36 protein-coding genes are annotated in these 23118 nt (G+C 67.1%); 15 read left to right on the plus strand and 21 right to left on the minus strand.

All coding sequences use genetic code 11. The annotated features are described in order from the left end of the window. Nucleotides 1-204: 204 nt before the first annotated feature. The 8 genes from SCH01S_RS16795 (at nt 205) to SCH01S_RS10545 (ending at nt 6013) form a co-directional block, all read left to right on the plus strand. On the plus strand, nt 205-462 hold the full coding sequence (locus tag SCH01S_RS16795) for a hypothetical protein (RefSeq protein ID WP_169746388.1): 258 nt from the start codon (nt 205-207) through the stop codon (nt 460-462). A 225-nt stretch (nt 463-687) separates the two neighbouring features. After that, entirely contained in the window at nt 688-1593 is a 906-nt protein-coding gene (locus SCH01S_RS10520; protein ID WP_046348773.1) for a heme o synthase, read from the plus strand. Then, the gene (locus SCH01S_RS16800; protein WP_169746389.1) at nt 1590-1730 is read left to right on the plus strand and encodes a cytochrome c oxidase system small membrane protein; all 141 of its coding nucleotides are present in this window, start codon (nt 1590-1592) and stop codon (nt 1728-1730) included. Before SCH01S_RS10520 ends, SCH01S_RS16800 begins: the two co-directional genes overlap by 4 nt. After that, nucleotides 1727-2281 (plus strand): cytochrome c oxidase assembly protein, encoded by a 555-nt coding sequence (locus tag SCH01S_RS10525; protein WP_046348774.1) that lies wholly within the window; start codon nt 1727-1729, stop codon nt 2279-2281. The genes SCH01S_RS16800 and SCH01S_RS10525 overlap by 4 nt, the downstream gene beginning before the upstream one ends. Before the next feature lie 31 nt (nt 2282-2312). Further along, entirely contained in the window at nt 2313-3158 is an 846-nt protein-coding gene (locus SCH01S_RS10530) for a cytochrome c oxidase subunit 3 (protein WP_046348775.1), read from the plus strand. Nucleotides 3159-3181: 23 nt separating this feature from the next. Continuing rightward, nucleotides 3182-3754, plus strand: a complete 573-nt coding sequence (locus tag SCH01S_RS10535) for an SURF1 family cytochrome oxidase biogenesis protein (RefSeq protein WP_046348776.1) — start codon at nt 3182-3184, stop codon at nt 3752-3754. A gap of 11 nt (nt 3755-3765) precedes the next feature. Continuing rightward, nucleotides 3766-5157 carry a threonine synthase gene (gene thrC / locus SCH01S_RS10540; RefSeq protein WP_046348777.1) on the plus strand — a complete coding sequence of 464 codons (1392 nt, stop codon included), beginning with the start codon at nt 3766-3768 and terminating at the stop codon, nt 5155-5157. After that, complete coding sequence (locus tag SCH01S_RS10545; RefSeq protein ID WP_046348778.1) at nt 5150-6013, plus strand: class I SAM-dependent methyltransferase; 864 nt, start codon at nt 5150-5152, stop codon at nt 6011-6013. Before thrC ends, SCH01S_RS10545 begins: the two co-directional genes overlap by 8 nt. On the opposite strand, the gene SCH01S_RS10550 is transcribed toward SCH01S_RS10545, so the two are convergent. The 3 genes from SCH01S_RS10550 to SCH01S_RS10560 are packed head-to-tail and all read right to left on the minus strand — an operon-like array spanning nt 6010 to nt 7686. After that, nucleotides 6010-6648 (minus strand): heme exporter protein CcmB, encoded by a 639-nt coding sequence (locus tag SCH01S_RS10550; protein ID WP_046348779.1) that lies wholly within the window; start codon nt 6646-6648, stop codon nt 6010-6012. The genes SCH01S_RS10545 and SCH01S_RS10550 overlap by 4 nt on opposite strands. Before the next feature lies 1 nt (nt 6649). Further along, entirely contained in the window at nt 6650-7288 is a 639-nt protein-coding gene (ccmA, locus tag SCH01S_RS10555; protein WP_046348780.1) for a heme ABC exporter ATP-binding protein CcmA, read from the minus strand. Continuing rightward, nucleotides 7285-7686 (minus strand): metallopeptidase family protein, encoded by a 402-nt coding sequence (locus SCH01S_RS10560; RefSeq protein WP_046348781.1) that lies wholly within the window; start codon nt 7684-7686, stop codon nt 7285-7287. Before SCH01S_RS10560 ends, ccmA begins: the two co-directional genes overlap by 4 nt. Before the next feature lie 35 nt (nt 7687-7721). On the opposite strand from SCH01S_RS10560, the gene SCH01S_RS10565 reads away from it, so the two are divergent. From SCH01S_RS10565 to SCH01S_RS10575, 4 genes are all read left to right on the plus strand, one after another. Further along, nucleotides 7722-8015: a 4a-hydroxytetrahydrobiopterin dehydratase gene (locus SCH01S_RS10565; RefSeq protein WP_046348782.1), complete on the plus strand. Its 294-nt coding sequence runs from the start codon at nt 7722-7724 to the stop codon at nt 8013-8015. Nucleotides 8016-8064: 49 nt separating this feature from the next. Further along, on the plus strand, nt 8065-8481 hold the full coding sequence (locus tag SCH01S_RS15890; RefSeq protein ID WP_052733902.1) for a hemerythrin domain-containing protein: 417 nt from the start codon (nt 8065-8067) through the stop codon (nt 8479-8481). 293 nt (nt 8482-8774) lie between these two features. Then, a complete protein-coding gene (locus SCH01S_RS16165; protein ID WP_084689515.1) occupies nt 8775-8951 on the plus strand; it encodes a PspC domain-containing protein in 177 nt (58 codons plus the stop codon). Between the two features lie 62 nt (nt 8952-9013). After that, nucleotides 9014-9541, plus strand: coding sequence for a peroxiredoxin (locus SCH01S_RS10575; protein ID WP_046348783.1), 528 nt, complete (start codon nt 9014-9016; stop codon nt 9539-9541). Between the two features lie 85 nt (nt 9542-9626). Here the strand turns inward: SCH01S_RS10575 and SCH01S_RS10580 are convergent, their stop codons facing one another. The 3 genes from SCH01S_RS10580 to SCH01S_RS10590 are packed head-to-tail and all read right to left on the minus strand — an operon-like array spanning nt 9627 to nt 11001. Continuing rightward, nucleotides 9627-10085, minus strand: a complete 459-nt coding sequence (locus SCH01S_RS10580) for a RidA family protein (RefSeq protein WP_046348784.1) — start codon at nt 10083-10085, stop codon at nt 9627-9629. Next, nucleotides 10082-10735, minus strand: coding sequence for an HAD family hydrolase (locus SCH01S_RS10585; RefSeq protein WP_046348785.1), 654 nt, complete (start codon nt 10733-10735; stop codon nt 10082-10084). Before SCH01S_RS10585 ends, SCH01S_RS10580 begins: the two co-directional genes overlap by 4 nt. Beyond that, on the minus strand, nt 10732-11001 hold the full coding sequence (locus SCH01S_RS10590) for a DUF3572 family protein (RefSeq protein WP_046348786.1): 270 nt from the start codon (nt 10999-11001) through the stop codon (nt 10732-10734). Before SCH01S_RS10590 ends, SCH01S_RS10585 begins: the two co-directional genes overlap by 4 nt. A 44-nt stretch (nt 11002-11045) precedes the next feature. On the opposite strand from SCH01S_RS10590, the gene SCH01S_RS10595 reads away from it, so the two are divergent. Next, entirely contained in the window at nt 11046-11408 is a 363-nt protein-coding gene (locus tag SCH01S_RS10595; RefSeq protein ID WP_046348891.1) for a response regulator, read from the plus strand. Here SCH01S_RS10595 and ispG read toward each other — a convergent pair. Next, on the minus strand, nt 11405-12520 hold the full coding sequence (gene ispG, locus SCH01S_RS10600) for a flavodoxin-dependent (E)-4-hydroxy-3-methylbut-2-enyl-diphosphate synthase (RefSeq protein WP_046348892.1): 1116 nt from the start codon (nt 12518-12520) through the stop codon (nt 11405-11407). The two genes, SCH01S_RS10595 and ispG, sit on opposite strands and share 4 nt — an antisense overlap. Before the next feature lie 89 nt (nt 12521-12609). On the opposite strand from ispG, the gene SCH01S_RS10605 reads away from it, so the two are divergent. Continuing rightward, a complete protein-coding gene (locus SCH01S_RS10605) occupies nt 12610-13263 on the plus strand; it encodes an SDR family oxidoreductase (protein ID WP_046348787.1) in 654 nt (217 codons plus the stop codon). Continuing rightward, nucleotides 13257-14186 (plus strand): isoaspartyl peptidase/L-asparaginase family protein, encoded by a 930-nt coding sequence (locus tag SCH01S_RS10610; RefSeq protein ID WP_046348788.1) that lies wholly within the window; start codon nt 13257-13259, stop codon nt 14184-14186. The genes SCH01S_RS10605 and SCH01S_RS10610 overlap by 7 nt, the downstream gene beginning before the upstream one ends. Nucleotides 14187-14214: 28 nt before the next feature. Here SCH01S_RS10610 and pal read toward each other — a convergent pair whose 3' ends face one another. The 14 genes from pal to SCH01S_RS10680 all read right to left on the minus strand — a co-directional run bounded on the left by pal (nt 14215) and on the right by SCH01S_RS10680 (nt 23106). Then, on the minus strand, nt 14215-14721 hold the full coding sequence (gene pal, locus SCH01S_RS10615; protein WP_046348789.1) for a peptidoglycan-associated lipoprotein Pal: 507 nt from the start codon (nt 14719-14721) through the stop codon (nt 14215-14217). 24 nt (nt 14722-14745) lie between these two features. Further along, nucleotides 14746-16110: a Tol-Pal system beta propeller repeat protein TolB gene (tolB, locus tag SCH01S_RS10620; protein ID WP_084689516.1), complete on the minus strand. Its 1365-nt coding sequence runs from the start codon at nt 16108-16110 to the stop codon at nt 14746-14748. Further along, nucleotides 16111-16905, minus strand: a complete 795-nt coding sequence (gene tolA, locus SCH01S_RS10625; RefSeq protein WP_046348790.1) for a cell envelope integrity protein TolA — start codon at nt 16903-16905, stop codon at nt 16111-16113. It lies immediately after the preceding gene. Nucleotides 16906-17002: 97 nt separating this feature from the next. Beyond that, on the minus strand, nt 17003-17425 hold the full coding sequence (tolR, locus tag SCH01S_RS10630) for a protein TolR (RefSeq protein WP_046348791.1): 423 nt from the start codon (nt 17423-17425) through the stop codon (nt 17003-17005). Continuing rightward, a complete protein-coding gene (gene tolQ / locus SCH01S_RS10635; RefSeq protein WP_084689517.1) occupies nt 17425-18120 on the minus strand; it encodes a protein TolQ in 696 nt (231 codons plus the stop codon). Before tolQ ends, tolR begins: the two co-directional genes overlap by 1 nt. A 2-nt stretch (nt 18121-18122) precedes the next feature. Beyond that, nucleotides 18123-18572 carry a YbgC/FadM family acyl-CoA thioesterase gene (locus SCH01S_RS10640; RefSeq protein WP_046348793.1) on the minus strand — a complete coding sequence of 150 codons (450 nt, stop codon included), beginning with the start codon at nt 18570-18572 and terminating at the stop codon, nt 18123-18125. A 50-nt stretch (nt 18573-18622) separates the two neighbouring features. Then, the gene (gene ruvB, locus SCH01S_RS10645) at nt 18623-19645 is read right to left on the minus strand and encodes a Holliday junction branch migration DNA helicase RuvB (protein ID WP_046348794.1); all 1023 of its coding nucleotides are present in this window, start codon (nt 19643-19645) and stop codon (nt 18623-18625) included. Then, nucleotides 19642-19860 (minus strand): type II toxin-antitoxin system HicA family toxin, encoded by a 219-nt coding sequence (locus SCH01S_RS10650; protein ID WP_046348795.1) that lies wholly within the window; start codon nt 19858-19860, stop codon nt 19642-19644. Before SCH01S_RS10650 ends, ruvB begins: the two co-directional genes overlap by 4 nt. After that, nucleotides 19853-20059, minus strand: a complete 207-nt coding sequence (locus SCH01S_RS10655) for a type II toxin-antitoxin system HicB family antitoxin (RefSeq protein WP_046348796.1) — start codon at nt 20057-20059, stop codon at nt 19853-19855. Before SCH01S_RS10655 ends, SCH01S_RS10650 begins: the two co-directional genes overlap by 8 nt. Before the next feature lie 23 nt (nt 20060-20082). After that, on the minus strand, nt 20083-20679 hold the full coding sequence (gene ruvA / locus SCH01S_RS10660) for a Holliday junction branch migration protein RuvA (protein WP_046348797.1): 597 nt from the start codon (nt 20677-20679) through the stop codon (nt 20083-20085). A gap of 114 nt (nt 20680-20793) precedes the next feature. Then, nucleotides 20794-21291, minus strand: a complete 498-nt coding sequence (gene ruvC, locus SCH01S_RS10665) for a crossover junction endodeoxyribonuclease RuvC (protein WP_046348798.1) — start codon at nt 21289-21291, stop codon at nt 20794-20796. 139 nt (nt 21292-21430) lie between these two features. Beyond that, nucleotides 21431-22165, minus strand: a complete 735-nt coding sequence (locus SCH01S_RS10670; RefSeq protein WP_046348799.1) for a YebC/PmpR family DNA-binding transcriptional regulator — start codon at nt 22163-22165, stop codon at nt 21431-21433. 15 nt (nt 22166-22180) lie between these two features. Next, nucleotides 22181-22855, minus strand: a complete 675-nt coding sequence (locus SCH01S_RS10675) for a glutathione S-transferase family protein (protein ID WP_046348800.1) — start codon at nt 22853-22855, stop codon at nt 22181-22183. Nucleotides 22856-22866: 11 nt separating this feature from the next. Then, nucleotides 22867-23106: a DUF2312 domain-containing protein gene (locus SCH01S_RS10680; RefSeq protein WP_046348801.1), complete on the minus strand. Its 240-nt coding sequence runs from the start codon at nt 23104-23106 to the stop codon at nt 22867-22869. Nucleotides 23107-23118 lie beyond the last annotated feature (12 nt).

Below are 23118 nucleotides of genomic sequence, written 5' to 3' on the forward strand. Positions count from 1 at the left end.
GACTCTCACGCTCGCTGCGCTTAGCTCTGGCCCCCTCACCCCGCTCGCGCTGGCGCGCGAGTCGCCCTCTCCCCGTCGGGGAGAGGGGCTGCGTCCGCTAACCACCCATAGCCGCCGTTCGGGCTATGCCGGAGCGGACTTGCATCTCATTGACGTCCTGCTGTGTCCCGAATGGCGCGGCGGCAGGTGTTTCACCGCCCAGCCTTGGCCATCCTGTGCGCGAACGAAGATCGCATCGCACGTCAGCCGGTCTGGCGCGGGCTCGCCGAGAATTGTTTTCACGCCTCCATCCCGCGAAAGAACGAAGGTGCAGCGGTAGCCTTCAGTGCGGCTGCGGCAGGCAAGGTTCTGGATGTGCAGGTCCGGGTTCGCGGGGTCATCGCTCCCAGCATTGTACCAAAGCGATGCTATCCAGGCGCCGTTGCCGATCCAGGCGTTGAGCTGCAGATCATTCCATATTGACGCCCTCAGCTGCCTTGCCAGCGGTTCGTCCGATGCGATTAGGGCAGCTGCGGCGACAAGGGCGACAAGCGAAAGCACCGGAGCAGATTACATGGGCAGCTCCCTGTTTCCACCCGGACCTCATCCGCGACACTGCCATCGCCCAGCTTTTCGCGGGTTCGGAGCGCCGTGGGTGCGGCAAAGCTTTCCCTTCGGCGCGCAGCCGCTTATAGGGCGGCCAACTCCATGATCGTGGCCGAGTCTTCCGTTCCCTTGCCCGCCGATTGGCGTGATCTGTTTGCGCTGACGAAGCCGCGCGTGATGTCGCTTGTCGTGTTCACGGCGTTGTGCGGATTGCTGGCGTCGCGCGCGGCCATCGATCCGGTGCTGGGCTTTACCGCGATCCTGTGCATCGCGCTGGGCGCCGGTGCATCCGGCGCGCTCAACCAGTGGTACGAGGCCGATCTCGACGCGAAGATGAAGCGCACCGCCAAGCGGCCGCTTCCCGCCGGCCGGGTCGACCGGCAGACGGCGCTGCACTTCGGCGTCGGGCTGGCCGCTTTTTCGGTGCTGATGCTGGGGCTGGCGACCAACTGGCTGGCGGCGGCGATCCTGGCTTTTTCGATCTTTTTCTACGCCGTCGTCTACACCGTCTGGCTGAAGCCGAACACGCCGCAGAACATCGTCATCGGCGGCGCCGCCGGTGCGTTTCCGCCGTTGCTCGGCTGGGCGGCGGCCAGCGGCCATGTCACGACGCTGCCGGCCCTGCTGTTCGCGATCATCTTCCTGTGGACGCCGCCCCATTTCTGGGCGCTCGCGCTGTTCGTGCGCACCGATTATGCCGCAGCCGGCATCCCGATGCTGCCGGTGACCGCCGGCGTGCGGGCGACGCGGCAGCAGATCCTGCTCTACAGCCTGGTGCTGGCCGCCGCGGCGGTCGCGCCCTGGGCGCTGGGGCTGACGGGCGCGATCTATGGCCTGACGGCGGCGGTGCTGAGCGCCGTGTTCGTGGTTCTGGCGGTGCGTGTCTGGCGCAACCGGGCAACCGATGCCGCAGAGATGCGGCCGGAAAAGTCGCTGTTCGGCTTTTCGATCCTGTATCTCTTCATCCTGTTCGGCGCGCTGGTTGCCGACCGATTGCTGCTCGCATGATCGACCCCGATCGCCAGGACGAGATTCGCGCGCGGCAGCGTTCGCGGGCGCGCATGATGGCGCTGATCCTCGCGTGCCTGGCCGTGCTGTTCTTCTTCGTCACCATCGCCAAGATCAAAGGGATGCACGGCGCATGACAGAACTTGCCGTCCGAAACCGCCGCGCGGCGGCCATTGCCGGGCTGATCGCGCTCGGCACCCTCGGGCTCGGCTTCGCATCGGTGCCGCTGTACCGCGTCTTCTGCCAGGCGACCGGCCTGAACGGCACCACCAGCCGCGTCTCCGAAGCCGATCTGCCGAAGCAGATTTCGGGCGAGACGGTGATGGTCCGCTTCGACGCGAATACGCAGCCGGACCTGCCCTGGGTGTTCCGCCCGGAAAAGCCGCTCCAGCAGGTGCGGATCGGCGAGCGCAACATGGCGTTCTTCATCGCCGAGAATCTCGGCAAGACGGAAATCACCGGCCGCGCCGCCTTCAACGTCCAGCCCGACCAGGCGGGCCGCTTCTTCAAGAAAATCCAGTGCTTCTGCTTCACCGAGCAGACGCTCAAGCCCGGCGAGCGCGTACGCATGCCGGTCATCTTCTTCGTCGAGCCCGGCATGCGCCAGGACCCCGACGCGAAGGACATTCAGCAGATCACGCTCAGCTACACTTTCTACCCGGTGGATTCGCCGGCAAAGGGAAGCTAGAGGGCGATCAGGGATCAATCAGGGACAGACCATGGCCGGCGCCAAGAATCACGAATATCACATCCTTCCGCCCGACCCGATGCCGATCATCGGCGCTTTTTCGGCGCTGATCATGGCCGCGGGCGGCATCATGTGGATGCACAGCTATGCCTATGGCGGCTGGATCTTCTTCCTCGGCGTCGCCTGCGTGCTGTTCACCATGTACCAATGGTGGTCGAACGTGATTCGCGAGGCGCATGCCGGCGATCACACGCCGGTCGTGTCGCTGCACCTGCGCTATGGCATGATCCTGTTCATCGCCTCGGAGGTGATGTTCTTCGTCGGCTGGTTCTGGGCGTGGTTCGACTTCGCGCTCTTCCCCTCGCCGGTCGAAGTGAAGGACGGCGTCGTCTCGCTGGTCGAGGGCGCCGCGCAGTGGCCGCCCAAGGGTCTGGCGGTCATCGACCCGTTCGCCTTCCCGCTGTTGAACACGATGATCCTGCTCTGCTCGGGCACCACCGTCACCTGGGCGCACCATGCGCTGATCCATGGCGACCGCGAGGGGCTGAAGAAGGGCCTGTGGCTGACGATCATCCTGGGCCTGCTGTTCACCTCGATCCAGGCGTTCGAATACGCCCATGCGCCGTTCCCCTTTAAGGGCCTGAACTACGGCTCGTCCTTCTTCATGGCGACCGGCTTCCACGGCTTCCACGTGATCGTCGGCACGATCTTCCTGAGCGTGTGCCTGGTCCGTGCCTATCGCGGCGACTTCACCCCGCGCCAGCATTTCGGCTTCGAAGCCGCGGCCTGGTACTGGCACTTCGTCGACGTGGTGTGGCTGTTCCTGTTCATCTCGATCTATGTCTGGGGTGGCTGGGGCGCGCCGCACGCCGGCTGAGGACATTGGTTGAGGGGACGGGCGTGAGACGAATCCCGCTCGTCCCCACCGTGCTGGTCGCCGCCGCGGTCGCGGTGATGATCGGCCTCGGCGTCTGGCAGATTCAGCGGCTGCACTGGAAAGAGGGGCTGCTCGCCCGCTACGCCGCCGCGCAGGGCCTGCCGCCGATCGCCTTTCCGGCCGTGCCAGACGCCAACAACCCGCCGCTGTTCCGCCGCGCGTCGGCCATGTGTCAGTCCGTCGCCAGCTGGCGCGCTCAAAGCGGGCGAAACCTGCAGGACGAGCCCGGCTGGATCCACATCGCCGCGTGCCGGACGGGCGCGGAGGGCCCCGGCTTCCAGGCGGAAATGGGCTGGTCGGCCAAGCCTGACAAGCCGGCGTGGCGCGGCGGCCCCGTGACCGGAATCATCGGCGCCGATCGGGTGCATGTTATCCGCCTGATCGCGGCCGATCCCGCGCCGGGCCTGAAGCCCGCCAAGCCGCCGTCGCTCGACGACGTGCCCAACAACCACCTGTTCTACGCGATCCAGTGGTTCTTCTTTGCGGCCGCAGCGGCGGTGATCTACTTGCTGGCGCTTCGCAAGCGCAGCCGTTAAGGCCGCCCGCGATGCGGTATCGGAGCACGCGGGGAACGGGCGCGACGCTCGATTTCGAACAGGTGACGCTGACCGGACTGGCACCGGACGGCGGCCTTTATGTGCCGGAGGCCTGGCCGCAGCTGTCGCGCGCGGAGATCGCCGCGCTCGCCGGCCTGTCCTATGTCGAAACGGCGGTGCGGGTGATGCGGCCGTTCGTGGGCGGCGCGCTGTCCGACGACGAGCTCCGCACTCTCTGCACCCAGGCCTATGGCCGCTTCGCGCATAAGGCGGTGACGCCGCTCGTCCAGCTCGACGAGCGGCACTGGCTGCTGGAACTGTTCCACGGGCCCACGCTCGCGTTCAAGGACGTGGCGCTGCAGCTGCTGGGGCTGCTGTTCGAGCGTTTTCTAAGCGACCGCGACACCCACCTGACCGTGATCGGCGCGACCTCGGGCGATACCGGCTCTGCCGCGATCGACGCGCTCGCCGGGCGCGCCAAGGTTGACATCTTCATGCTCCATCCGCTCGGCCGCGTGTCGGACGTGCAGCGGCGGCAGATGACGACGGTGAAGGCGCCCAACGTCCACAACATCGCGATCGAGGGGACATTCGACGACGCCCAGGCGCTGGTGAAGGCGATGTTCGCGGACCAGGGATTTGCCGGGCGCTTCACCCTGTCCGCGGTCAACTCGATCAACTGGGCGCGGCTGATGGCCCAGATCGTCTATTATTTCTACGCCGCGGTCCGGCTCGGCGCGCCCGAGCGGCCGGTCGCCTTCTCGGTCCCGACCGGCAATTTCGGCGACGTGTTCGCGGGCTATGCGGCGGCGAAGATGGGACTGCCGATCGCGAAGCTGATCGTCGCAACCAACGTCAACGACATCGTCGCGCGCGCGCTGTCGGCGGGCGACTATTCGGCCGGCGAGGTCACGGCCACCGCGGCGCCGTCGATGGATATCCAGGTCAGCTCGAATTTCGAGCGGCTGCTGTTCGACCTGGACGCCGAAGCCGTGCCCGCGCAGATGGCGGCCTTCGCGCGCGACCGCGCCATGCAGCTGACCGATGTGCAACGGGGTGGCGCAGGCGCGCTCTTTGCCGGCGTCCGCGTCGACGCGGATGAAATGGCGCTGGCGATGCGCTGGGCCTGCGAGGGATCGGGCCAGGTGATCGATCCGCATACCGCGATCGGCCTTGCCGCGGCGCGGGCGACGGAGCTTCCGGCCGAGATTCCGGTGGTCACGCTCGCGACCGCCCACCCCGGCAAATTCCGCGATGCCGTCGAGCGCGCGACCGGCGTGCGGCCGGCCCTGCCCTCGCGGGTCGGATCGCTGTTCGAGCGCGAGGAACGCTACGACGTGCTGCCGGCCGAGCTGGGAGCAGTGACGACCTATATTTCGGAACGCGCCACGCCCGGTGCCTGAACTCGACACCCTGATCGCCGAGCCCTGGGCCGATTACGGGCTGCTCGATTCGGGGCATGGCCGCAAGCTCGAGCGCTACGGCCGGTTCCGTTTCATCCGGCCGGAGCCGCAGGCGATGTGGGCGCCGGCGGGCGAGGACTGGCGGGCGGACGCGGAATTCGTGCCCGGATCGGACGAGGAAGGCGGTGGACGCTGGCGTTTCGACCAGCTCGTCCCGCGTGAAGGCTGGCCGGTCCGCTGGGAAAAGGTGCGCTTCACCGCCTCGTGCACGCCGTTCCGCCACCTCGGCTTCTTTCCGGACATGGCGCCGGTCTGGACGTGGATGCGGGACATGGCGCCCAAATCCGCGCTGAACCTGTTCGGCTATACCGGGGTCGGCACGCTCGCGCTGTCGGCCGCGGGCGCCGACATGGTGCATGTCGATGCGTCGAAGAAATCGGTCGAGGCCGCGCGCGCCAATGCAGCCCTGTCGGGAATGGCCGACCGGCCGGTGCGCTGGATCGTCGACGACGCTTCGAAATTCGTCGCGCGCGAGGTGCGGCGGGGCAAGCGCTATGACGGCATCGTCCTCGACCCGCCGAAGTTCGGGCGCGGCCCGGAAGGGGAGGTGTGGCGGCTGGAAGAGGGCTTGGCCCCGCTGATCGGCGATTGCCGCAAGCTGCTCGACCAGGACAGCCGCTTCCTGTTCCTGACCGTCTATGCGGTCCGCATGTCTGCGCTGGCGATCGGGGAGCTGGTATCCCAGGCCTTTGCCGACCTGCCCGGCCGCGTCGAAATGGGCGAGCTCGCCGTCCGCGAAGAAGCGCGCGGCTTGTTGTTGCCGACTGCGATCTGGGCGCGCTGGCGGAACGACTAGGTTCGGGCCGCCCTGAGCGCCGCCCCCGCCGCGAATGGCGCGCCGGCGGTCAGCAGCAGCGATACCGCAGCGAGCAGCTTCAACGCCGAGCCGCTGCCGTCATTCAGGACGCTGGCGCCGAAGATCAGCACCGGCACCGCGATCGGCAGCATCAGCAGTCCCCCGAGCGCACCCGCGCCGCGCAGGCCCGCTGTCAGCGCACTGACGGTCAGGCCAAGCGCGGCGAGCGCCGGCGTGCCGATCGCCAGCCCCGCTTCGAGCCGGAGCAGCGCATCGGCATCGATCCGCAGCAGCGCGGCGGCGGGCAGCACCGACAGCATCAGCGTCGGGCCGAAGCTCAGCCAGTGCGCAACGAGCTTGGCGGCGGCGACGCTCTCGTCCGAATGTCCGCGCACCGCAAGCTGGTCGAGGACGCCGCTCAGCCGGTCGGGCTCGATCAGGCGATCGACCGGCAGCAGCGCCGCCAGCAGCGCCGCCATCCACAGCACCCCGCCACCGGTGCGGCCGAGCAGTTGCGCGTCGGGCCCCACCGCGAAGGCGAACAGCGTCGCGACCAGCAGAAAGAACACGACCGGCAGCATCGCCCCGCCCGCGCGCCAGGCCTGCGCGACATCGCGGCGGATCAGCGCCCACATGTCACAGCCCCCCAAAGCCGTTCGCTTCGAGCGAAGTCGAGAAGCGTGTCTCGACTTCGCTCGACACGAACGGACTCAGGTTGACCGACCGTGAGGACGCGAGCGCGAAACCCTGATGCGTTGCCGCCAGCACAATCCCGCCCGCGGTCTGGTGCGCGGCGCACGCCTGCTCCAGCCGCCCCACCGATTCGGCGTCGAGCCCATTGGTCGGCTCATCGAGCAGCCAGATGTCCGCGCCGCTCGCGATCACGCGGGCGAGGGCGGCGCGCTTGCGTTGCCCGGTCGACAGCATCCGGACCGGCACCGGCGCCAGATGGGCGATTCCCATCGCCTCCATTGCCGCGGGAAGCGTATCGCCACGCCGGTCCAGCCGGGCCCAGAAGCGCAGCGCCTTTTTCAGCGGGAGATCGCGGTCGAGCGCCACATTCTCATCCGCCAGCGCGACCATACCCTCGCGCACGACTGTTCCGGCCGCCGCTTCGAGCAAGCCCGCAGCCACGCGCAACAGGCTCGACTTGCCCGCGCCGTTCGGACCGGTGACGATCGCCGCTTCGCCGGGGCCGAGTGCAAACGACACGCCCTCGAACAGCAGCCGCCCGCCGCGCCAGCAGGCCACGTCATCGAAGCGGAGAGAACTCACCCGGCGGAGTCTTCGAGCGCGTGCATATCGGCATCGGACAGGCCGAAATGATGGCCGACCTCGTGCACCAGCACATGCGTGACCAGCGCTTCCAGCGACACGCCGGTTTCCGCCCACTCGTCGAGGATCGGCCGGCGATAGAGGTGGATGATGTCCGGCAGCGCACCGCTGTCGCTGGATGATTTGTCGCCGATCGGGCGGCCCGAATAGAGCCCGGTCAGGGCGAACGGGTCGTCGATTCCCATCTCGTCGAGCGTGGCGTCGTCGGCAAAATCGTCGATGCGGATCACGACGTCCGCCAGATGCGCGCGAAAGGCCGGCGGCAGCCGCTCCAGCGCCGCGCGCGCAAGCTGCTCGATCTGCGCCAGGTCGGGCGCGTAGGTTGCCGGGTCGGCCATGGCGGTGACATAGGGCGAATGGGAGGACGCGGACAATGGTCGAGCAACTGAACGAGGACGAGCGTGCCGCCGCGCTCGATCGGCTGGACGAGTGGGACTATGATGATGCGCGCGACGCGCTGACCCGCAGCTTCCTGTTCGCGGATTTCTCCGAAGCGTTCGCGTTCATCACGCGGGTCGCGCTGCTGGCGGAAAAGGCCGACCACCATCCCGAATGGTCGAACGTCTGGAACCGGGTCGACATCCTCCTCACCACGCATGATGCCGGAGGCTTGTCGCGGCGCGACGTGCGGATGGCCGAAGCGATCGACCTGCTGCAATCTTCTTAAGGCTTTGCTCACCTCTTTTCCGCCATGCAGAGGCAAAAGAGGTCGCCGAATGAAAGAGCATGTCGAAACGCTTTGCCGCCAGCACGATGAGCTGCGCGCGCTGGCAACGCAGTATGAGCGCGAGCTGGACAAGGCGCAGCCCGACACGACGGCTCTGTCGAAGTGCCGCTGGACGCTGGCGCGGCTGATCAGCACGCATCTCGCCTATGAAGGCGCCCATCTCTATCCCGCGCTGGCCCGGAGCGGCGGCCAGGCGACGGAGACGGGCCGCAAAATGGCATCGGAGATGACGGAGCTGGGCGCGAAGCTGCAGAGTCATGTCCGGGAATGGACAGTGAACGCAATTGCGGACGATTGGGCCGGCTATCGCCGGTCGTCCAAGGCGCTGATCGCCCTGCTGCGCGCCCGCATGGAGTCGGAAGAAGCCAATCTCTTCCCGCTCGCCGAAATGGGAAGAGCCGCCTGACCTTGGCGCATCTTCGGCCTATTTGGCAAAGATCACCACATTCGGCCTCGCCCGCGAGGCGCTTTCTCTCCTGAATCGCAACTGGCACGGGCGATGCATTGCCCCTGATGTCCGGCCGGATGGTCCGACCGGCCAGTCAGGGAGTTTGAGAGATGACCCGCTTTACTTCCATGTTCGACACCGTCGCTTCGGTCGTCGCCGCTGTTGCCGTCGCCACGATGTTCGTTGTCGCCGCCGTCGGCCCCGCCGCGCTGCCGTTCGCGTAACCGCAACCGTATCCAGGAGTAATGCCAATGTCTGCATTCCGTCTCGATCGCGGCAACGCCAAGCTGATGGGCGTGTGCGCGGGAGTGGGCAATGCAACCGGTATCGACCCGCTGCTGATCCGTCTCGCGCTGTTCGTCCTCACGCTGGTGTTGGGGCCGGTGATGATCCTCGGCTATTTCGTCGCGGCCTGGGCTGCGAACTGAGATTTGGCATCCGGGCAAGGGGCGCTTAAGACAGGGGCGCCCCACGCCTGAGGAGCCGATCCATGCTTCGTACTGCCCTTGCCCTGTCGCTGCTGATGTCGACCGCTCCCGCCTTTGCCGCCCTCAGCCCCGGCGCCACCGCGCCCGATTTCTCGACCCAGGGCGCGCTGGCCGGCAAGCCGTTCAGCTTCTCGCTGAAGCAGGCGCTCAAGAAGGGCCCGGTGGTCCTCTATTTCTATCCCAAATCCTTCACGACCGGCTGCACGATCGAGGCGCACGACTTCGCGGAGGCAACGCCCGAGTTCAACAAGCTCGGCGCGACCGTGATCGGCATGTCCGGCGACGATATCGACACGCTGAAGCGCTTTTCGACCGAGGAATGCCGCAACAAATTCGCGGTCGCCGCGGCGAGCCCCGAGGTGATCAAGAGCTACGACGTCACACTGCCGGTGATGTCGAGCCGGTCCAACCGCACCTCGTACGTGATCGCGCCCAACGGCAAGATCGTCTTCGCCTATACGGCGATGAACCCCGAGGGGCATGTGTCCGGGACACTGGATGCCGTGAAGAAGTGGAAGGGGTCTAGGTAAGAGATCCGTTCGTTTCGAGCGAAGTCGAGAAACGACAGCTCCGAGCCTGCGCTTCTCGACTTCGCTCGAAGCGAACGGCTTTCCTTTAAGGCCTGACCGCCACCACCGCGTCGATCTCGACCGCGACGCCCAGGGGCAGCGAAGGCACGCCGACGGCGCTCCGCGCATGCTTGCCCGCGTCGCCGAACACTTCGGCCATCAGGGTCGAGCAGCCATCGGCGACCTTCGGCTGATCGGTGAAATCGGCAGTCGAGTTCACGAAGGCGCCCAGCTTCACCACGCGCGCGACGCGATCGAGCGAGCCCAGCGCCGCCTTCATCTGCGCGAGCAGCATGATGCCGCAGCTGCGCGCTGCCTCACGGCCGGCGTCCAGATCCACGTCCCCGCCGAGCCGGCCGGTGATGCGCTGGCCGTCCTTCTGGCTGACCTGGCCGGAGATATAGAGCAGCCCGCCGGCCTCTACGGCAGGCACATAGGCGGCGACGGGGGCGGCGGGGGCGGGAAGCTCGATGCCGAGCTCTGCCAAGCGTTGTTCGATGCTCATGCGCTCTCCCCAATCATCGGCAGGGTCCGCGCGTCAAGCCCGGAGGTCAGCCGGGCGCGGATCCAGCCCTTTGCGTCCGCCCAATCGTCGATCCGGGCGTGAGCGGCCGGCGCTGGCGGCATGATCGCCGCAAGCTCGGGCTCGGCGACCATGTGCAGCCGGAACACCTGGGGCGCCGCCTTTTCGACCGAGGCGTGATGCAGCGCCAGATCGTCGACGAACACCGCCGCGCTCGGGGCATATTCGTCGAGCAGCTGGACGACCGGCGTGCCCTTGCCGCCCTGGTTGCACAACACCCGATGCTGGATGCCGACGGCCTCCAGCTGCGCGATCCGCCGCTCCTGATGTTCATCGAGCAGGTTGGTGAGCACCACGATGTCGGCGATACTCGCCAGCTCCGTCAGCGCCTCGCGGGCGTGCGGCACCAGCGTCTGGCGGTGCATCTCGGTCTCGAAAAAGCCGTTCAGGAGCGGCCAGGTTTCCTCGCGCGGCAGCGGCTCGCCGGTCTCGCGCCGCCGCACCGCGCGCGAATAGTCGCCCGCGGACAGATCGAAGTCGACGCCATGCGCCTCGTCCAGCCAGTCGCGGAAATGGCTGACCATGTGCAGCAGCACTTCGTCGCAATCGGTGATGAGAAGCGGTCGGCTCATGCCTCGAGCTCCGCGCGCGCGGCCACCAGCGCCTTGGGGTTCACGCCCAGATGGTCGGCGCAGGCGAGCAGGTCCGGCTCGTGCGCTTCCAGGAAGCCGAGCACTGCCGCCTGCAGCCCCGGCTCGGCCGCGCGGGCGCGAAGGTCATTCGTGGTTAACCCCGTGAGCGCAAGCAACCTCTCGGCGCGCCGCGAGTCTTCCAGGGACCAGGCCAGCGCAAGCAAGGCCAGCGTCGAAGGGTCGTTATTTGTTTCGGGACCGTGCATGCTCTATTGTGGATAAGGCTGGGGGCAGCGAGGATGTGTCGCTTGTGAGTAAGAAAGTGCTCGTTGTCGAGGACAACGAACTCAATCTGAAGCTGTTCTGCGACCTCCTGCGCGCCCATGACTATATCGCCGAGCCGGTCCGCGACGGACGGGAAGCGGTCGAACGGGCCCGCGCGTTCGAGCCCGACCTCGTCATCATGGACATCCAGTTGCCAAACGTCAGCGGCCTGGAGCTGATCGAGACGTTGAAGGCCGACGCGCAGCTGAAGCCGATCCCGATCATGGCCGTCACCGCCTATGCCGCGAAAGGCGACGAAGAACGCATCCGCGCCGCGGGGGCGGAGGCCTATGTGTCGAAACCGATCTCGGTGATGCGCTTTGTCGAGAGCGTCGAGTCGCTGGTTTAGGCGGCCTCGGCCTGATTGGTCGCCTCGATCTCGGCCGCTTTCGCTTCGACCAGCTTGACGATGTGATCGATCATGTCGGCGTCGTTCACATGATGATCGGTGACGCCCGACAGATAAACCATGTGCTTGCCGGCGCCGCCGCCGGTCAGGCCGATATCGGTCTCGCGCGCCTCGCCGGGGCCATTGACGACGCAGCCGAGCACGCTCAATGACATCGGCGTGCGGATGTGCTGCAGCCGCGCCTCCAGCTTCTCGACCGTGCGGATCACGTCGAAACCCTGTCGCGCGCAGGACGGGCAGGAGACAATGCGCACGCCGCGGTTGCGGATGCCGAGGCCTTTCAGGATCTCGAAGCCGACCCTCACTTCCTCTTCCGGCTCGGCGGAGAGGCTGACGCGAATGGTGTCGCCGATGCCGTACCAGAGCAGCGAGCCGATGCCGATCGCGCTCTTGACCGTGCCGCCGATCAGGCCGCCGGCTTCGGTGATGCCCAGATGCAGCGGACAATCGACCGCGTCCGCAAGCTGCTGATAGGCCGCGACCGCCAGGAACACGTCCGACGCCTTCACCGCGACCTTGTATTCGTGGAAATCATGATCCTGCAGCAGCTTGATGTGATCGAGCGCCGACTCGACCAGAGCCTCGGGGCACGGCTCGCCATATTTTTCGAGCAGGTCTTTTTCGAGACTGCCGGCGTTGACCCCGATCCGGATCGCGCAGCCGTTCGCCTTTGCCGCACGCACCACTTCGGCAACGCGTTCGGATGAACCGATATTGCCCGGATTGATGCGCAGGCACGCGGCGCCCGCATCGGCGGCTTCGAGCGCTCGCTTGTAGTGGAAATGGATGTCGGCAACGAGCGGCACGCGGGCCGCGCGGGCGATCTGGCGGAACGCCGTCGTGCTCTCGACGTCGGGACAGGAAACGCGGATGATGTCGGCGCCCGCTTCCTCGCAGCGGCGGATCTGGTCGATCGTCGCCTTCGCGTCCGCGGTCGGCGTGTTGGTCATGGTCTGGACCGTCACGGGCGCATTGCCGCCAACGGGCACATTTCCGACCATGATCTGACGCGATTGGCGGCGCACGATATCGCGCCAGGGACGAACCGACATGGGACTCTCTGCGTTGCTGCTCGGCCCCATATAGCGGTGGCGGCACCAAATCGGAACCGCTAAGCGCCCTGCACGCCCAAGGAGAAGCGATGCCCACAATCCTGATCACCGGCGCGAACCGCGGCATCGGCCTTGAGTTCGCGCGTCAATATGCGGCAGATGGCTGGCGAGTCATCGCCGCCGCACGCCGGCCGGGCGAGGCGGAGGAGCTGAAGCAGCTGGGAGTCGAAGTCGAGCAGCTCGACGCGGCGGAGGGGGCAAGCATCCATGCTCTTGCCGACCGTTTGAAGGGCCGCGCGATCGACGTGCTGATCGCCAATGCCGGCGTGCTGCCGCGCGGTGTCGACACGGCAGAATGGACGAAGGCGTTCGCGACCAACTGCATCGGCCCGACGCTGCTGGCAAAGGCATTCAAGGCCCACATGGCCGCCGGCGGAAAGATGATCGCGATTACCAGCAAGATGGGCAGCATCGCCGACAATGAGTCCGGCGGGGCGATCGCCTATCGCTCGTCCAAGGCGGCGCTGAATGCCGCGTGGCGGTCCTTGTCGATCGACTGGCGTGGGGACGACATTGCCCTCGCGATGCTCCATCCGGGCTGGGTGCAGACAGATATGGGCGGGGCGGGCGCGGCCATCGACCCGACGACCAGCGTATCGGGGATGCCGGCGACGATCGCCGGGCTGACGCGCGACCGCACCGGCAGCTTCCTCAATTATGACGGGCAGGAGCTGCCATGGTGAGCGGTGCCGACTGGACTCTGGTCGTTCATGGCGGTGCCGGGATCATCGAGCAGGGCACGCTGGCGCCCGAGCAGGAAGCGGCGATCCGCGACGCCCTGGCGCGGGCGCTGGACGCGGGCGCGGCGATCCTGCGCGTCGGCGGCGCGGCGCTTGATGCCGTGGAAGCGGCCGTCAAAGTGCTGGAGGACGATCCTCATTTCAACTCCGGCCGCGGATCGGTCTTCACCTATGAAGGCCGGATCGAGATGGACGCGGCGGTGATGGACGGCCGCACGCGCGACGCCGGCGCGGTCACCGGCGTCACGGCGACACGCAACCCGGTCAGCCTTGCCCGCCGGGTGATGGAGGACAGCCCGCATGTTCTGCTGAGCCGCGAAGGCGCCGACCGGTTTTCGCGCGAGCGGGAGCTTGAGCAAGCCGGCGCCGACTGGCTCGAGATTGCCGAGCGCCGCCGCCAGCTCGAGGAGCTGAAGGCGCGGGGCGCCGATCACTTCGACGTGGACATGAAATACGGGACGGTCGGCGCGGTCGCGCGCGACAAGGCGGGGCACGTCGCCGCGGCGACCTCGACCGGCGGCATCACCGGCAAGCGCTGGGGCCGGATCGGCGATTCGCCGCTGATTGGGGCCGGCACCTATGCGGACGACCGTGCCGGCGCGGTCTCGGCCACAGGCTCAGGCGAGTTCTTCATCCGCGCGGTCGTCGCGCACGAGATTTGCGCCCGCGCCCGGCTCGCCGGCCAGGATGTGCTGAGCGCCGCCCGCGCGACCATCGCCGATATGGGCGCTCTGGGCGGGACCGGCGGCGTGATCGTCGTCGGCCCGGACGGCCGCGGCGGCTGGGCCTTCAACTCGAAGGGCATGTACCGCGGGAAAGTCTCGAACGACCAGGACCCGGTGGTGGCACTGTTCGGGGAAGAATAGCCCCGTCCACCGGGTCCCGCCGAGACTTTTACTGGATCACCACCGTGACCGCGCGGCGGTTCTTTGCCCAGCTCGCTTCATCGGAACCGAGCGCTTCGGGCCGTTCCTTGCCGTAGCTGATGGTGTTCAGCCGCGACGGATCGATGCCGAGCGACGCGAGATAGTTCTTCGCCGCGTTCGCGCGCCGCTCGCCGAGCGCTAGGTTGTATTCGCGCGTGCCGCGTTCGTCGCAATGTCCTTCGATCGTCACCCGGACGTTCGGATATTGGCGCAGATACGCCGCCTGGCTTCTGAGCGTCGCCTGGCTCGGCGCGTCGATGTCGGACTTGTCGGTGTCGAAGAAGACGCGGTCGGACGCGACATTGGCGAGGAAATGCGCCTCGCTGCCCGGAACCGGGCCCATCTGGGCCGGCGGCGGGGCTTCGGCCGCGGGCGTTTCCTGCGGCGCGGGCGGCAGTTCCTTGGGCGGCTTCTTGGCGCAGCCTGCCACGGCGATCAGCGCAGTCGCGACCATCAACGTGTGGCCAAGTTTCATATCATCCTCCTTTTTGACGTCGTTTCAGGGGAGCAACGGTCCCCAGGTCGGATCCGATCCATCGACCGGGGTTGGAATCTTGCGAATGTTGCGGCCGGTCAGATCGACCTGCCACACGCTCGACGTGCCCGAGCGGCCCGGAGTCGAGCGGAAGAACTGGATCACGCGGCCGTTGGGCGACCAGGTCGGGCTTTCGTCCTGCCAGCCGCCACTGGTCAGCGCCCGCTCGCCGCCACCGGAGGGCGACATCACGCCGATATTGAAGCTGCCCAGCCGGGTATAAGCGATCAGGTCGCCGCGCGGGCTCCATTCCGGCGTCGCGTAGGAGCCGCCGCCGAAGCTGATCCGGTGCTGGTCGGAGCCATCGGCATTCATCACGTAGAGCTGCTGCTTGCCCGACCGGTCGCTCTCGAACACGATCCGGCTGCCGTCAGGCGAGAAGCTGCCGCCGACGTCGATCCCCGGGGAGTTGGTCAGCCGGACGGGCGTGCCGCCGCCCGCGGGCATCTTGTAAATGTCGGTGTTGCCGCCCTGGCTCATCGAGAAGAGCAGCGTCCGCCCGTCTGGAGAGAAACGCGGCGCGATCACCTGGTTGGGCGTCGAGAGCACCAGCCGCTGCCTGCCCGTCCCGATATCGTAGACGAACACGTGCGGCCGGCGGTCCTGATAGCTCACATAGACGATCGACTTGTAGTCGGGCGAAAAGCGCGGCGTCAGCACCAGGTTCTGGCCGTTGGTGAGGAAGCGGTGGTTGGCGCCGTCCGAATCCATGATCGCCAGCCGCTTGACGCGGTGATCCTTGGGCCCGGTTTCGGCGATATAGGCGATGCGGCTGTCGAAGAAGGGGCTTTCGCCGGACAGGCGGGAATAGATCATGTCCGCGCATTTGTGCGCCGCGCGCCGCCAATCGCGCGGAGCGACGACGAAGCCGGTGCGCTTCAGCTCCGACTTCAGGTTCACGTCGTAGAGATAGCAACCGACGGTCAGGTTGCCGTCGCCTCCCGCGCGGACGAAGCCGCTGACCAAAGCCTCCGCCCCGGTCTGCGGCCAGATCGAGAAATTGGGCGCGTTCGCCTCGGCAAAGGTGACGGTCGGAATGCCCGACGGCCCCATCGGCCGGAACAGGCCGCTGCCGCGCAGGTCCGCCGCGATCACATCGGCGATCTGGCGGCCGAGCGCGTCGGTGGGGCCGGCGACCGTCTGGCGGATATCGTCGGTCGCGAGCACCGGCACCGCGATCTTCAGATCGTCACCCGCTTCTGCGGTGACATCGACGCTGAGGCCGGACGGCTGTGCCACCGGCGGCGGCGTCACCGGCTGCTGCGGCACACTCTGCTGCGCGACAGCTGCGGACGCGATGACGACAAGAGGAAAAGCGAAATACTTCATCTAAAGGCCCTCGTAGAGCTGCGGCTTTATGGTCTTCCAGGCCGCGTAATAATCCTTGGGGAAATTGTACGGCGCGGCGAGCTTCACTGCTGCCAGCGCACGTTCGGCGAACAGGCTGGCCTGCGCCCGATTGCTGGGCGTCACGCCGGTTGGGCCGATCACGCGCGGCTGGCCAACGATCGTGCCGTCCAGCGCCAGGTTCGCGACGATCGTTACCCGCAATTTTTCGACATCCGCCCCGCTCGGCGGGCGCCAATGCGGCTTCAGCTGCCGCTTCAGCTCGGCGGCGAGCGACGCCTGCACCTTCGGGCCGATATTGGCGGCCGACGCTTCGGCGGTGCGGCTGGTGCTTGCCGCCTCAGTAATGCCCTTCAGGAAATCGGGGCCGAGCCGGGCGCCCCGCGCCTTATGCTCCGCGGGCTTGGAGGGCGCGGGCTTCGACGCCTCCGCCCGCTCGCGCACCGGCGGCTTGTTCGGCTTTGGCGTGGGCGTCGGCACCGGGGCCGGAGCCGGTTCGGCGGGCGCCGGCGCGGGCTCCGGCTGGTTTTGTGCCTCGGCGGGAGCGGCTTCCTCCGGCCGGCCGAATTCGGGCGCGACACTGGTCGCGGGCGGCTGCTGCGATGCGCGTGGCGCGGTCGCCTCCAGCCCGACCTCGTCGGTGAAGGTCACCTCGACGGGGTGCCGCTCGATCTTCAGCGGATTGGGCGTCGCGAGAAAGCCGACCGAGAGCAGCCCGAACAGGACGACATGTCCCGCGGTCGCAGCCCCCAGCCCGAGTTTCTCCGCCCGGTCCATCTCTAGAATCCGTTCGTTTCGAGCGCAGTCGAGAAACGCGCGTGCGTCCCTGCCGGCTTCTCGACTTCGCTCGAAGCGAACGGTGGGAGGGAATTTCTCACTTCTGATCTCCGACCGAGACCAGCGCGACCTTGTTCAGGCCGGCGCGATTGAGCTCACCAAGCACATGCATGACGGCGCCGTAGTCGAGCCCACGATCCGCGCGCAGATAGACCTGCGGCGGCTCGCCCTTCGCCAGAGCCGCGAGGCGATCGGCCAATGCGTCTTCCGTGACCTCGTCCTTGTCGATGAAGATCTGGCCCGATTTCTCGATCGAGACGGTCACCGGCTCCTTGTCCTGCTTCAGCGCGCCGGCCTTCGACTTGGGCAGGTTCACCGGCACGCCGGTGGTCAGCAGCGGCGCCGTCACCATGAAGATGATCAGCAGCACCAGCATGACGTCGACCAGGGGCGTCACGTTGATTTCCGCCATCGGCGCGCGGCCGCGACCCCGGCTGGCTGAGGGAAGCTTGCCCGCCATCAGGCCTCTGCGTCCAGCTCGCGCGACAGGGTCGCGTGGAATTTGTCGGCAAAGCGCAGCAGCCGCGCCTCCAGCCGGTTCAGGCCGTGGCTGAAGCGGTTGTACGCGATCACCGCCGGGATCGCCGCGAACAGGCCGATCGCGGTCGCGAACAGCGCCTCGGCAATGCCGGGCGCCACGACGGCGAGCGACGAATTCTGCTCCGCCGCGATCGAGGTGAAGCTGCGCATGATGCCCCAGACAGTGCCGAACAGCCCGACAAAGGGCGCCACGCTGCCGATCGTCGCCAGCACGTTCAGCCGGCCGGACAAGGCGTCGATCTCGGCCGCGCTTGCGCTCGCCATCAGCGTCGCCAGGCGGGAGCGCACGCCTTCGGCATCGACCTTCTTCGCATTGGTCGATCGCCGCCATTCCTTGAGGCCGGCATCCAGAACGCGCGCAGTCGGCACATTTTCATTGCCACGCTTGTCGTGAAAACGGTCGATGTCCTGCGCAGTCCAGAAGTCGCGCTCGAACGCGTCGGACTGGGCGACATTGCGCCGCAACCGGAAGCCGAAGCCAATGATGATCGTCCAGGTCCAGATGCTGGCGAGCAACAGGCCCAGCATGACGAACTTCACCACCCAGTCGGCCTGGAGGAAAAGGCCGATCGGCGACAGGGTCGCCGCGTCCGCATTCACGAAAAGCTGATCCAAGTCTAAACGTCCTCCAGCAATCCCTCGAAAATGGTGAGCCAGGCGCGGGGCTGGCGGCGCGGCTTGCCTCCGTTCGGTGCCACGAACGCCGCGAGCACCTCCGCCTCGGTCAGAACTTCCCGCTCCAACATGACTCGCTGATGAATGGTTGCACTCGCGGCCGTGAAACCGCCGAGCGTGCTGACCACGATCAGCGCGTCATCCAGCCTGGCCGGGCGACGGAACCGGATGCGCAGATCGGCGACCACATAGACGCCCTCGCCCGCTTCCCAGGCCTGGCGCTGGTCGATCCCGGACGCGGCCAGCATGTCCGACCGGGCCCGTTCCATGAAGCGCAGATAGTTTGCGTGATAGACGACACCGGACAGGTCGGTGTCCTCGAAGAACACCCGCACCGGAAAGCGATGCTCGCGGCCGACGAAGCGGCCCCGCTGAGGCGTGTCCAACGTCATATGAACGGCCCTAACGGATGCAGACTCGGCATCCAACTCGTTTGGACCGGCTAATCGAACAGCCCGTCCTGCCCGTTCGAGGGCGGGTTGAGGCCCAGATGCTTCCAGCCGGGCCCGTTCAGGCAGCGCCCGCGGGCGGTCCGGGCGATCAGACCGAGCTGGATCAGGTAAGGCTCGATCACTTCCTCGATCGTATCGCGCGGCTCGCTGAGGCCGGCGGCAAGCGTCTCCACGCCGACCGGGCCGCCCTTGTAGATGTCGGCGATCATGTTGAGGTAGCGACGGTCCATCGCGTCGAGGCCCAGGTGATCAACCTCCAGCCGGTTGAGCGCCTTGTCCGCAACATCGGCGTGCACGACGCCCTCGCCCGCGACATTGGCAAAATCGCGCACCCGGCGCAGCAGCCGCCCGGCGATGCGCGGCGTGCCGCGCGAGCGCTTGGCGATCTCGTGCGCGCCGTCTTCGGCAATGCCGAGGTCGAGCAGGCTCGCAGCCCGCCTCACCACCTGCTCCAGCTCGTCCACGGTGTAGAAATTGAGGCGGATCGGGATACCGAACCGGTCACGGAGCGGCGTCGTCAGCAGCCCCTGCCGCGTCGTCGCGCCCACCAGCGTGAAGCGCGGCAGCTCGATCCGGACTGAGCGGGCCGAGGGCCCCTCGCCGATCATCAGGTCGAGCGCGCGATCCTCCATCGCCGGATACAGCACTTCCTCGACGGCGGGCGCGAGGCGGTGGATCTCGTCGATGAACAGGACGTCGCCGTCCTCCAGATTGGTGAGCAGCGCGGCAAGGTCGCCCGACTTGGCGATCACCGGCCCGGACGTGGCGCGAAAGCCGACGCCCATTTCTCGCGCGACGATCTGCGCCAGCGTCGTCTTGCCGAGCCCGGGCGGCCCGAAGAACAGCACATGATCGAGCGCATCGCCGCGCGCCTTGGCGGCCGCGATGAACACCCGCAGATTCTCCCGCGCCGCCTTCTGCCCGACGAACTCGTCGAGCCGCTTCGGCCGCAGCGCCGCGTCAATATCCTCCGGCTTGCGCCCGGCGGCGAGAAGGCGGTCGGTGTCGGTCATTTGAGCGCCGCCATAAGCTCATCCGCAGTCAGGCCCGATTGATTGAGAATAGCGGCAAGCGTGCCCAGCCGAATTTCCTTGTGCATCGGAACGACGCAGCCCCGGTCGCCGCGTCGTAGGACGACGTGGCTGCCGCGCTGACGCATTTGCCGGAACCCAAGTTGTTCGAGTGCTTTGATAAGCTCGCGCCCGGACAGGCGCGGAAGCCTAGGCATGCTCCTTGACGTCGAGCATCGTCACGATCGGTGCGCCGGTCGGCTTCAAAGGAAACTCCTCAAGATAGAGTTCCACAGCTTCACGGAGATTAGCTAGCGCCTCCTCCAAGCTGTCGCCCTGGGTCGCGGTTCCAGTCTCCGGATTATAGGCGACATAGCCCCCGTCCTCGTCAGGCGTAAGCACAGCAGTCACTTGCATGAACGGGTCCTTTCGCCTGACATCTACCGCGCCGCCTTCTTTAAGGCCAGCCGAACCAGCGCGTCCAACGTCGCTCCATCCCCGAGCTCATCGTTCGCCGCCGCCACCGCCGCATTCGCCTCCGCAGGTCGAAAGCCGAGATTGGTGAGGGCGGAGATGGCATCGTCGGCCGCGCTGCCGGCCGGGATCGCGGCGGGGGCGCCGGGGCCGAGGGCGATGCCGCCGACCTTGTCCTTCAGCTCGCGGACGATGCGTTCGGCGAGCTTCGGGCCGACGCCCTGCGCGCGGGCGACCATTGCCTTGTCGCCGCTCGCGACCGATTTTTGCAGCTCGTCCGCCGACAGTGCCGACAGGATCGCGAGCGCGACGCGGCCGCCGACGCCCTGCACGCCGGTCAGCAGCCGGAACCAGTCCCGCTCAGCCGCCGAGCCGAAGCCGAACAGCGTCATCGAATCCTCGCGGACCTGCAGCTCGGTGAACAAGGTCACCTGACCGCCGACCGGGCCGATCACGGACAGGGTGCGGCTCGACGCCTGCACCAGATAGCCGACGCCGGCGACGTCGATCACCGCGTGATCCGCCCCCGCCTCCGCCAATTGTCCTGCCAACCTTGCGATCATGAGGGCACCCTAAAGGAACGAAACCGAAACACAAACCGGTTTGGGCTGAGCCTGTCGAAGCCCTCCCTTTCCCCTGTGCTAGTCTAGAAGGAAGAAGGGAGGCCTTCGACAGGCTCAGGCCAAACCGGCGCGGCTATTCCGCGCAAAGCTCAAATGATGCGCGTGGCAGATCGCGACCGCCAGCGCGTCGGCGGCATCGGGGCCGTCGATCCTGACGCCCGGCAGCAGGCGCGCGACCATCGCGTGCACCTGCGCCTTTTCGGCGGTGCCGGTGCCGACCACCGCCTTCTTGACCAGCGTCGGTGCGTATTCGCCGACGGTCAGGCCCGCCTTGGCCGCGCCGAGCAGCACGACGCCGCGCGCCTGGCCGAGCTTCAGCGTAGATTGCGGGTTCTTGTTGACGAATACGTCCTCGACCGCCGCAGCTTGGGGTGCGTATTCGGCGAGAAGTGACGCCAAGGCGCCATCCAGCGCCACCAGCCGGGCGCCGAGGTCCGCCTTCGCGTCCGTGGCGATCCGGCCGTTCGCGACATGCGCCAGCCGATTCCCCTCGGCGCGGATGACGCCCCAGCCCGTGGTGCCGAGGCCGGGGTCGAGACCGAGGATGATCATAGAAAATCCTCCCCGGGACGGGGAGGGGGACCAGCCGAAGGCTGGTGGAGGGGGCCCGCCACCCGGTACGAGCGTGGGGGCCCCTCCACCACCGGGCTCCGCCCGGCGGTCCCCCTCCCCGTCCCGGGGAGGATCAAGATCACCCCAGCCGCTCCATCACCTCGTCGGGCACGTCGTAATTGCCCCAGACGGTCTGCACATCGTCGTCGTCGTCGAGCGCATCGATCATCTTCAGCAGCTGGCGCGCATCGTCTTCGGCGACGCCGACCTGCATATGCGGGCGCCAGGCGAGCTTAGCGCCTTCGGCCTCGCCCAGAGCCGGCTCCAGCGCGCGAACGACTTCGTGGAGCGAGTCGATCGCCGTCCAGATGCGGTGCTCTTCCTCGTCCGACTCCACGTCCTCTGCGCCCGCTTCCAGCGCCGCCTCGAATACTTTTTCCGCGTCGCCCGCCTTGGCCGGGTAGGTGATCAGCCCCAGCCGGTCGAAGCCATGCGACACCGTCGCCATGTTGCCGCCATTCTTGGTGACGGCGGTGCGGACGTTGGTCGCGGTGCGGTTGCGGTTATCGGTCAACGCCTCGACGATCAGCGAGGTGCCGCCGGGGCCGAACGCCTCATAGCGCACTTCCTCGTAATTCTCGGCATCGCCCCGGCTCGCCTTGTCGATCGAGCGCTGGATATTGTCCTTGGGCATCGACACGGCCTTGGCCGCGTTGACGGCGGCGCGCAGGCGCGGGTTCATGTCCGGATCGGGCGTGCCCATCTTCGCCGCGACGGTGATTTCGCGGCTGAGCTTGGAAAAGGCGGCGGACCGCTTTTTATCCTGCGCACCCTTGCGGTGCATGATGTTCTTGAATTTGGAATGGCCGGCCATGGCCTGTCGTTTCCTTCAGCTTGATTGTTGCGCCGGCTGGCGGCGGCGTTCGAGGATCGCGGCGAACGTATCCCGCATCTCGCGCACGGTGCGGCCGCCGAGTTCGCTTGCAAAGGCCCGTTCACGATATCCTGCGAGCCCCGGCTGCTCGGCAACCAGTGCGCTGGTGCCGGCGATCGGATCGATCACGTCCATCAGCGAGAAGAGCGGCACCAGGATGCAGTCCGCGACCGTGGGGCTGTCGCCCGCGGCCCAGACATGGTTCGCGTCGCGCGCCTTCTCAAGCGCCGCGAGCCCGGTGCGGATGGTGCTGATCGCCTCGTCGACCAGCACCGGCTCGTTCCGCATCCCGAATACCTTGCAGACCATGATCGGACGCAGGCCGGCGAGTTCGTGGCTGGCGAGCGTCTCGATCGTCCGCGCACGGGCGCGATCGCGCGGGTTCTCCGGCAGCAGAGGCGGCCCGTCGAGCACGTCGTCGAGATAGCCGACGATCGCGGCCGATTCGGCCAGCGTCCAGCCGTCATCATCGAGCACGGGCACGCGGCCCATCGGACTGATCGCCAGGAATTCGGGCGCCTGCATCGATCCGCCCGGAGGCAGCTCGACGGGAAGGTCATGGCCCTTGATGCGCCCGGCCATCAGCACACGCTGAACGAATGGCGACGCGATCGAACCATAGACCTTCATGTGAGCCTCCCTCAGTCGAGCCCCAGCGCGCTGCGATAGGTTTCCAGCAACGCGTCGGCTTCCTGCCGTGCATTCTTTTCCATGCGCCGCAGCCGCACGATCGCGCGCATCGTCTTGGTGTCGTAGCCGTTGGCCTTCGCCTCCAGATAGACGTCCTTCACGTCGTCGGCGATGCCCTTCTTCTCTTCTTCCAGCCGCTCGATGCGCTCGATGAACAGGCGCAATTGATCGGCGGCGACGTTGTCACTCATTCTGCGAATCCT

The sequence above is a fragment of the Sphingomonas changbaiensis NBRC 104936 genome, from assembly GCF_000974765.1.
In the GTDB taxonomy this organism is placed as follows: domain Bacteria; phylum Pseudomonadota; class Alphaproteobacteria; order Sphingomonadales; family Sphingomonadaceae; genus Sphingomonas_B; species Sphingomonas_B changbaiensis.